This is a genomic window from Acidimicrobiales bacterium (assembly GCA_036273495.1).
Classification (GTDB): Bacteria; Actinomycetota; Acidimicrobiia; order Acidimicrobiales; family JAJPHE01; genus DASSEU01.
This window is the reverse complement of the sequence record DASUHN010000318.1, coordinates 1-8,436: the sequence shown is the minus strand read 5'-3', so window position 1 is coordinate 8,436 and position 8,436 is coordinate 1. Positions and strand designations below refer to the sequence as shown.

7 protein-coding genes and 1 pseudogene are annotated in these 8,436 nt (G+C 71.5%); all 8 read right to left on the bottom strand.

The window, feature by feature from the left end; genetic code table 11:
• Positions 1–935 (bottom strand): annotated as a pseudogene (locus VFW24_13620) (IS630 family transposase).
• A gap of 158 nt (positions 936–1,093) precedes the next feature.
• Positions 1,094–2,368: a cytochrome P450 gene (locus tag VFW24_13615; GenBank protein HEX5267802.1), complete on the bottom strand. Its 1,275-nt coding sequence runs from the start codon at positions 2,366–2,368 to the stop codon at positions 1,094–1,096.
• Positions 2,368–2,940 carry a pyridoxamine 5'-phosphate oxidase family protein gene (locus VFW24_13610; GenBank protein ID HEX5267801.1) on the bottom strand — a complete coding sequence of 191 codons (573 nt, stop codon included), beginning with the start codon at positions 2,938–2,940 and terminating at the stop codon, positions 2,368–2,370. The genes VFW24_13615 and VFW24_13610 overlap by 1 nt, the downstream gene beginning before the upstream one ends.
• 13 nt (positions 2,941–2,953) lie before the next feature.
• Positions 2,954–3,604, bottom strand: coding sequence for a metalloregulator ArsR/SmtB family transcription factor (locus tag VFW24_13605; GenBank protein HEX5267800.1), 651 nt, complete (start codon positions 3,602–3,604; stop codon positions 2,954–2,956).
• A gap of 52 nt (positions 3,605–3,656) precedes the next feature.
• Positions 3,657–4,718 carry an S-adenosylmethionine:tRNA ribosyltransferase-isomerase gene (locus VFW24_13600; protein HEX5267799.1) on the bottom strand — a complete coding sequence of 354 codons (1,062 nt, stop codon included), beginning with the start codon at positions 4,716–4,718 and terminating at the stop codon, positions 3,657–3,659.
• Complete coding sequence (locus VFW24_13595; protein HEX5267798.1) at positions 4,715–5,431, bottom strand: SDR family oxidoreductase; 717 nt, start codon at positions 5,429–5,431, stop codon at positions 4,715–4,717. Before VFW24_13595 ends, VFW24_13600 begins: the two co-directional genes overlap by 4 nt.
• Before the next feature lie 73 nt (positions 5,432–5,504).
• Positions 5,505–7,868: an endopeptidase La gene (lon, locus tag VFW24_13590; GenBank protein HEX5267797.1), complete on the bottom strand. Its 2,364-nt coding sequence runs from the start codon at positions 7,866–7,868 to the stop codon at positions 5,505–5,507.
• Positions 7,869–8,032: 164 nt separating this feature from the next.
• Positions 8,033–8,436, bottom strand: a 404-nt coding sequence (locus VFW24_13585) for a hypothetical protein (GenBank protein HEX5267796.1), incomplete at its 5' end; no start/stop codon positions are given.

Here is an 8,436-nt window from a genome sequence, read left to right as displayed (position 1 = left end):
ACCTTGGCGATGATCTGACCGGCTGTCTTGGTCCAGATGAACGGGCGGGGGTCATCGTTGTGGTGGGCGATGTAGTCCTGGATGGCCCTGACCAGCTCGGCGACGCTGGCAAAGCTGCCCCGGCGAATCCGCCGGGTGGTGATCTCTCGGAACCAGCGTTCCACCATGTTGAGCCACGACGAGCTGGTGGGGGTGAAATGCAGGTGGAACCGGGGGTGGGCCTCCAGCCAGGCCACGACGTCGGGGTGCTTATGGGTCCCGTAGTTGTCCAGGATGATGTGGATCTCCCGGCCCCGGGGGACCTCCCGGCTGATCACCTTCAAGAAGGCGATGAACTCCCCATGGCGGTGTCGGGAGTAGCACCGCCCGATCAGCTCCCAGGTGAGGACATTGAGGGCGGCGAACAGGGTGGTCGTCCCGTGACGGCGGTAGTCATGGGTCACCGTCCCGGGGCGGCCCTCCTTCATGGGCAGGCTGGCCTGGGTCCGGTCCAGGGCCTGGATCTGGGACTTCTCGTCGAAGGAGAACACCGCCGCCTTGTCCGGGGGGTTCATGTAGAGGCCCACCACGTCGACGACCTTGTCGTCGAAGTCCGGGTCGGTGGACACCTTGAAGGTCTTCACCAAATGCGGCTTCAACCCGCGGGCCGACCACTCCTTCTGCACCGTGGAGCGGGACAGGCCCGAATGAGCGGCCATTGATCGGATGGACCAGTGGGTGGCATCCGGCGGCGTGGTGTTGCGGGTGTCGGAGATCATCTGGTCGATCTGGGCCTGGGTGATGGTCGGCTTGCGACCCCGTCCCTCTCGCACCGCCCCGACGCCGTCGAGGCCGTCGGTCTCGAAGTGGCGCCGCCACGCCAGCACCGTCGAGCGCGATACGCCGAGGTTCTCGGCGATGGTCGCATTGGCCGTTCCCTCGGCGGCCATCAGCAAACCATGGGCCTCGCGAACTGCCCGATGCGGCAACGACGGACTGTTGGCGATGTCTCGCAGGTCGGCCTTCTCCTTGCGCGTCAGCGACATTGGCGGAGCAGGAGCTTGAGCCATGCGCAACTGTACTACATGCGCGCGCTCAATTAGTGGTCACCGCACTAGACGGGCCTGCCCGTTTCGCAGGGCAGGTGCTTGATCCCGTTGATGAAGCTCGAACGCAGGCGCTCCGGCTCCCCGGTGGCGGCGATGTCGGGCACCCGGGTCAACAGCTCCCGGAACATCACCGAGATCTCCCGCCGGGCCAGGTGGGCACCGAGGCAGAAGTGGGGGCCGGGGCCGCCGAAACCGACGTGGGGGTTGGGATCCCGTCGCACGTCGAAGCGGTGGGGATCGGTGAAGACGGCGGCGTCACGGTTGGCGGAGTTGTAGAAGAGGAGCAGCTTGTCCCCTTCGGAGATCTGCTGGCCGCCGAGGGTCGCGTCCCGAGTGGCGGAGCGGCGCATCCAGATCACCGGGCTGGAGTAGCGCACGATTTCCTCCACCGCCGTGGGCGTGACGCCATCGACGTCGGAGAGCCAGGCGGTGCGCTCATCGGGGTGGTCGGTGATCAGCTTGAGCCCGTGGCTGATGGCGTTGCGGGTCGTCTCGTTGCCCGCCACCACGAGCAGAATGAAGAACGATCCCAGCTCGGCGTCGTCCAGCCGCTCCCCCTCGACGTCGGCGTTGACCAGCGCCGACGTCACGTCGTCCGTTGGCTGGGCCCGCCGCCTCCGCCCCAGCTCCTGGACGAGCATGGCCAGGTCCTGGCCGGCGCCCAGCAGGGCGGCGCCGATGTCGGCCCCCTCCGGGATGTACTCCGGGTCCCCCATCGAGAGGATCACGTTGGAGCGGGTGAACACCAGGTCGTGCTGGGACTCGGGGATGCCCATCATATCGCAGATGATCCGGAGCGGCAGCCGGGCCGCCACCTCGGTCACGAAGTCACCCCCGCCCTTCTGGATCAGGTCGTCGACGATCCCGACGGCGGCCCGCTGTACGTCTCCTTCCAGCTTCTTGAGGATGCGGGGCGTGAAGCCACGCGAGACGATGCGGCGCAGCCGGGCGTGGCGGGGATCGTCCATGTTGATCATCGAGCCGAAGAACTCGAGGAACATGTCCGGCATGTCGGGGACCGAGGTCGCACCCCGTCCCGAGCAGAAGATCTCCGGCTGGCGGCTGGCCTCGACGACGTCGGCGTGCCTGGTGACCGCCCAGTAACCGGGCCCCACCTCGATCCAGTCGGGGACGGTGTCGGGCTCGGCGAAGAACGCCAACGGCCGCTCGTTCCGCAGCGTCTCGAACGCCGCGTTCCGCTCCTCCAGGGGGACGGACCAGAACTCGAGGTCCGACAGGTCGATGCTCTCGAGCGGCACGGGTTGGGCCGAGGTGGTCATCACCCCTCCTTGGTCGTCATCGCCACCCCGGGCAGGCCCGGGAGGTCGTCGATGCTGCTGGCGTTCTTCTCGCTCCGGTAGGCCGCGATCCCGTCCGGTCCCTTCTGGTCGGCCCAGTGGTCGAGGTTTTCCCGGTGCCGCTCGAACGGCATCAACGGCACGCCGTAGCCGCACGAGTCGGAGATCCTCTCGACGTCGACCCGGATGACGGCGCGGAACGAGAGGTGCGGCGGGAAGAGCCCGGCCAGCTCGTCGAATCGGGCGTGGCCGGCGGTGACCGCCTCCCCCCGGCCGTGGAGTCGCACGATGCGGGGCGGTCCCTCGAACGTGCAGAACATGATCACGATCCGACCGTTCTCACGGAGATGGGCGATCGTTTCGACCCCGCTGCCGGTCATGTCCTGGTACGCCACCTCGTGATCGCCGAGCACGACGAGGCTGTCCCGGTTCCCCTTCGGGGAGCAGTTCACGTGGCCGGTGTCACCGGAGGGAGCGGTCGCCACGAAGAACACCGGCTGGGCCTGGATGAAACTCCGGAGGCGGTCGTCGATGCTCGGGTACACCTTGGCCATCGGGGCCAGTCTCTCAGGCCGGGCGGCGCCGGACCAGGTAGGAGCAGGCGTGAGCCCCCGCCACCATGTGCGACACGCGCTCGATCTCGGCGTCGGGCATGGCGTCGCGCAGGAAGGCGATCTCGCTCGAGCAGGCCTGCCCGTACCGCGTCGCCACCGCGAACACCGCGCAGTTGTGCTCGGTGATCCGCCACGTGTCGTCGTCCACCCGCTCGAAGTCGGCCAGGTAGCCGTCCTCGTCCAGGATCCGGGCCAGCTCCGCCACCCGCTCCGGAAAGTCCCGACCGTCGAGGCGGACCCGGGCCGCTTCGGTCCGCCTGAGTCCGCGCCGCTCGAACACCCGGTCGACCAGGCCGGGGGCGTCCTCGGAGAAGTAGCCCAGCAGCTCGTTGGTGAGCTCCCCGTAGGCGGCCGGGAACAGGGCGTGGCCCCGCGAGGTGAGGCGGAAGAGATGCCGGGGCCGCCCCGGGCCCGCCACCGCCGGCCGGTGCTCGACCAGGCCGTCGGCAGCCAGGCCGGTCAGGTGCTGGCGCACGGCGGTGACCGTGAGGCCCAGCTCCCGGGCCAGCTCGTCGGCGGCCGCCTCCCCCCGCACCTTGATGTGGTGCAGGATCTGCCTGCGGGTCGGCGGCAGCGAGTCGAGCGCCGTGGTGGCCTCGGGCATCGGGGTCAGGGTAGGGGCCGGGGAACCGGGGCCCGGCCGGTGCCGGGCGGCCTCACGGCAGGATCAGGTGGACGTCGCCGAACTCGTGCCACAGGTAGCCGCTGCGCAGGGCGGCCCGGTACGACCGCTCCACCAGCTCCGGGCCGCCGACGGCGTCGAGCATGTCGAGGTGGGTGCTCTCCGGCTCGTGCCACCCGGTGAGCAGGCCGTCGACCGCCCGCACCCCACGGGCGGGCCCGACCACCACCTCGGTCCAGCCCTCGCCGGGGTGGACGGTCCCGATCCGGTCCACCGCCGACTCGAGGGCCCGGACGGCGGTCGTGCCCACCGCCACCACCCGCCCGCCGGCGGCGCGGGCCGAGTTGACCCGCCGGGCGGTGTCCAGGGGCACGCTGAACCACTCCGGGTAGGGAGGCTCCCCCGACTCGAGCGACGACACGCCGGTGTGCAGCGTGATCGGCGCCACCTCCACGCCCGCCGTCACCAGGCGGGTCACCATCCCGGTGGTGAAGGGGCGGGCCGCGCTGGGCATCTCGGCGCTGCCCGGGTCGCGGGAGAAGACGGACTGGTAGGCCTCGATCGGCCACTCCCCTCCGGCGTAGGAGTACCGGATCGGCCCGCCGTGGCGGGCGAGGTACGCCCCCACCGCCGGGACCGGGACCGACAGCCGCACGATCCACAGCCGGCTGGCGTCGGTCAGCGGGGCCAGCAGGTCGGCCCACGCGCCGCCGGGCAGCTCCAGGCGCCACCCCACCGCCCCACCCCGGAAACGCCTGCTTCCTGGGCCGTCCGGCAAGCGCAGCTCGGCGGCCCACAGCCCGCCGGCGGGCATGCGGGTCGACAGGTGGAAGCGCAGCTCCTCCCCGTCGGGCCCGACGGCCGGCACGGCCGCGGGCACGGTGGCCGAGGTGTTCACGACCAGCAGGTCCCCGGGCCCGAGAACCTCGGAGAGCTCCGGGAAGGTCCGGTGCTCGACACCCGCCGTCTGCCGGTACGCCACCATCATCCGCACGTCGTCGCGGCCCCGGCCCCGCATCTCGGCCGGCTCCCGCGCCAGCTGGTCCTCGCTGAGGGCAAAGCGGCCCGGTGCCCCCACCGCCGCCGCCGCCCTCAACGTGGCCCTCCGGCAACCGGTTCCCGCTCCAGCTCCCGGGCCCGATAGCGCCCGCTGGGCAGGTCGGCCCCGATCAGCCGGCGCAGCCCGGGAACAGCGGACTCGGGAGGGGGCCGGTCGGAGATGTCCTCTCCCGGGAAGGCGTCCTGGTGCATCCGGGTGCGCATGTCCCCCGGGTCGACGGCGTAGACCCGCACCCGGGGCTCCTCCACGGCGAGCACGGCGCTCAGCTGCTCCAGGGCCGCCTTCGACGAGCCGTAGCCGCCCCATCCCTCGTACGCCTCCACGGCGGCGTCGGACGTGATGTTGAGGACGCGGCCCCCGGCCCGGCGCAGCAGCGGGAGGGTCTCCTGCAGGAGCGCCAACGGCGCCAGGACGTTCACGACGAGGACCTCGCCGAGGGCGTCCAGCGGGTAGGTCGCCAACGGGGGCAGGGGGCTCGGGCCCAGGGCGCCGGCGTTGTTCACCAGCACGTCGAGCCCACCCAGCTCCCCCGCCGCCACCACCAGCTGGCGCCGGTGGGCCGGATCGGCCACGTCGCCGGCCACGGCCCGAACCGCTCCCGATCCGGCCGCCCGCAGCTCCGCCGCCACCGCATCCAGATCCGCCGGGTCCCGGCCGTCGACCACGAGGGACCAGCCGTCCCCTGCCAGCGAGAGGGCCAGGGCCCGCCCCAGCCCTCTGCTGGCTCCGGTGATCAACGCTGTTCTCATCGCACCCCCTCCTTCGTTATGAGATTAAAGACAGATTAAACTGTTTTTAATCCGTGGAGGAGAGGGTCAGGCGTCACACGGCGACGGGCTGGGCGAGAGCGGCGGCGAGAACGTCGGCCACCTCCTCGGCGGAGTGGAAGGTCATCTCCTCCCGGACCGCCTCCGGTACGTCGTCGAGGTCCCCGATGTTGCGGGCCGGCAGCACGACCTCCCGCAGCCCCGCCCGGTGGGCGGCCAGCACCTTCTGCTTCACGCCGCCGATGGGCAGCACCCGACCCTGCAGGGTGACCTCACCGGTCATGCCCACCTCGGACCGCACCGGCCGCCCGGTGAGCAGTGACACCAGGGCGCTGACCATGGTCACGCCGGCCGAGGGACCGTCCTTCGGCACGGCGCCGGCGGGGACGTGCAGGTGGAACCGCTTCTTGAACGCATCGGGTCCGATGCCCAACTCGGTGGCGTGGCTGCGCACGTACGACAGGGCGATCTCGGCCGACTCCTTCATCACGTCGCCGAGCTGGCCGGTGACCTGGAGACCGGACTCACCTTCCATGCTGGTGGCCTCGACGAACAGCACGTCCCCCCCGACGCCGGTCACCGCCAGCCCGGTGGCGACACCGGGCACGGCCGTGCGCTCGGCCGGCTCGAAGAAGAACTTCTGGCGGCCGAGGTAGGACGGCACATCAGCGACCCCGACGGACACGGCGCCGGCGGCGGTGGCGTCGGACGACACCGTCACCGCCACCTTGCGCAGCAGCTTGCCGAGGGCCCGCTCGAGGCCGCGCACGCCTGCCTCGCGTGTGTAGTCGGAGATGACGCGGCGCAGGGCGTCGTCGGAGACGGTCACCTCGCCGTCCTGCAGCCCCTGGAACGACAGCTGCCGGGGCAGCAGGTGGTCACGGGCGATCGCAACCTTCTCCTCGTCGGTGTAGCCGTCGACGCGGATGACCTCCAACCGGTCGAGCAGCGGGGCGGGGATGGTCTCGATGACGTTGGCGGTGGCGATGAACAGCACGTCGGACAGATCGAGCTCGATCTCCAGGTAGCGGTCCCGGAAATGGTGGTTCTGGGCGGGATCGAGCACCTCGAGCAGCGCCGAGGCCGGATCCCCGCGCCAGTCGGCACCGACCTTGTCGACCTCGTCCAGCACGAAGACGGGGTTCATCGATCCCGCCTCGCGCAGGGCCCGGACGATGCGGCCGGGCTGGGCGCCGACGTAGGTACGGCGGTGCCCCCGGATCTCCGCCTCGTCGTGGGTGCCGCCCAGGGCCACCCGGGCGAACTTCCGCCCCAGGGCCCGGGCCACCGACTCGCCGAGCGACGTCTTGCCGACACCCGGAGGACCGACCAGGGCCAGGATTGCCCCCTGGCCCCGGCCACCCTCGCGCGGCACGGAGTCGAGCCCGCGCTCGGCGCGCAGCTTGCGCACGGCCAGGAACTCGACGATGCGGTCCTTCACGTCCTCGAGCCCGTTGTGATCGGAGTCGAGCGTGGCGCGCGCCGCGTCGATGTCGAGGTGCTCCTCGGTCCGCACGTTCCAGGGCAGCTCGAGGACCGTGTCCAGGTAGGTCCGGATCCAGCCGTGCTCGGGGCTCTGCTCCGAGGTCCGCTCCAGCTTGTTGATCTCGCGCTCGATGGCCTTGGCCACCTCTTCGGGCGCGCCGTCTCCCGTCAGTCCGGCCTGGCGCGCCCGGCTGCGGTAGTCGTCGAGGGTGTCACCTTCTCCGGGGTCCTCACCGAGCTCGCGCCGGATGGCGTCGAGCTGCTGGCGCAGCAGGAACTCCCGCTGGCTGCGCTCCATCCCCTCCGCCACGTCCTTGCGGATCCGCTCGCGCAGCGACAGGTCGGCCAGCACGTCCCTCATCCACGACAGCGCCCGCTCCAGGCGGGTCTCGACGTCGATGGTCTCCAGCAGCTCGACCTTCTGCTCGAAGCTCAGGTCGGGGGACCAGCCGGCGGTGTCGGCCAGGGCGCCGGGATCGGTGATGGCCCGCAGCATGGCGGCCAGCTCCCCGGCCCCCCGCTGGTCGACGATGTTCTCGACGACGGCGCGGTACTCCCGCGCCAGCTCCTCGACCCGCTCGGATGCGGCCTCGGGGTCGGCGATCGGCTCGGCGCTCACCCACAGGGCGGAGCCGGTGCCCGGGACACCCGTCCCGATCCGGGCCCGGGCCAGGCCGGTCACGACCAGGGCCTCCAGGCCCCCGCGCAGGCGGCGCCGGCCCTCCAGCTGGGACACGGTGCCGACCGCGGCGTAGCGGGCTGCGACCTTCGGGACGAGCAGCAGCTGCCCACCGGCCGACTCGGCGGCGTCAGCGGCCGCCCGGGCCTCGGGGGTCTCGAGCCCGATGGTCACGGACATGCCCGGCAGTACCACCCCGCTGGACAGCGGCAGGAGGGGAAGGGTCGTCTCGGTGCTCAGGCTCAGGTCAACCACGGTTGTCACCTTTCGGATAACTGGTGACTTTCAAACCGCAAGTGACCCCCGGTTGTTCCCACGGATGGAAGGGACCCGGAGCGGTCGGGCGAAGGGGGCCGCCGTGGGGTCGGGGCCCCACGGCATTGCGGCGGGCGAGGTCCGCAGGACCCGGGTGCCCGCCGCTACGTGACAGTGCCGAGCTGGTACTGACGGGCCTGCGGGGGATGGGCGGTGCCGGCCACGGCGTGGAGGGTGTAGCCGGTGACCAGGCCGGCCGGCCCGCCCTGGGCCGACAGCGCCATCCCGTAGAAGGAGTCCACCCCGCTGGCCTCGAGGGAGGGGTCCGGGCTCAGGGACTTGTAGGAGCCGTGGAACGGGGCGTCCCCGTGGCTGTAGACGGCTCCGTCCTGGCCCAACAGGTAGTAGCCCCGCCCGCTCGGGGTCGGGACGAGCGAGCACATCGGGGCCGAGAGGGCGGCCCCGCCGGAGCCGCCGGCGTAGACGGCGTCCCCGTAGGTGAACACGCCGCCGTCGGCGCCGAGGAGCCAGTAGCCCTTGCCCGTGGGGGTGGCGGCCATGGTCACGA

Bases quoted from the DNA above. Each gene is read 5' to 3' on its own strand.
- VFW24_13605 (HEX5267800.1), bottom strand. From the start codon at position 3,604: ATGCCCGAGGCCACCACGGCGCTCGACTCGCTGCCGCCGACCCGCAGG.
- VFW24_13610 (HEX5267801.1), bottom strand. From the start codon at position 2,940: ATGGCCAAGGTGTACCCGAGCATCGACGACCGCCTCCGGAGTTTCATC.
- VFW24_13615 (HEX5267802.1), bottom strand. From the start codon at position 2,368: ATGACCACCTCGGCCCAACCCGTGCCGCTCGAGAGCATCGACCTGTCG.
- VFW24_13595 (HEX5267798.1), bottom strand. From the start codon at position 5,431: ATGAGAACAGCGTTGATCACCGGAGCCAGCAGAGGGCTGGGGCGGGCC.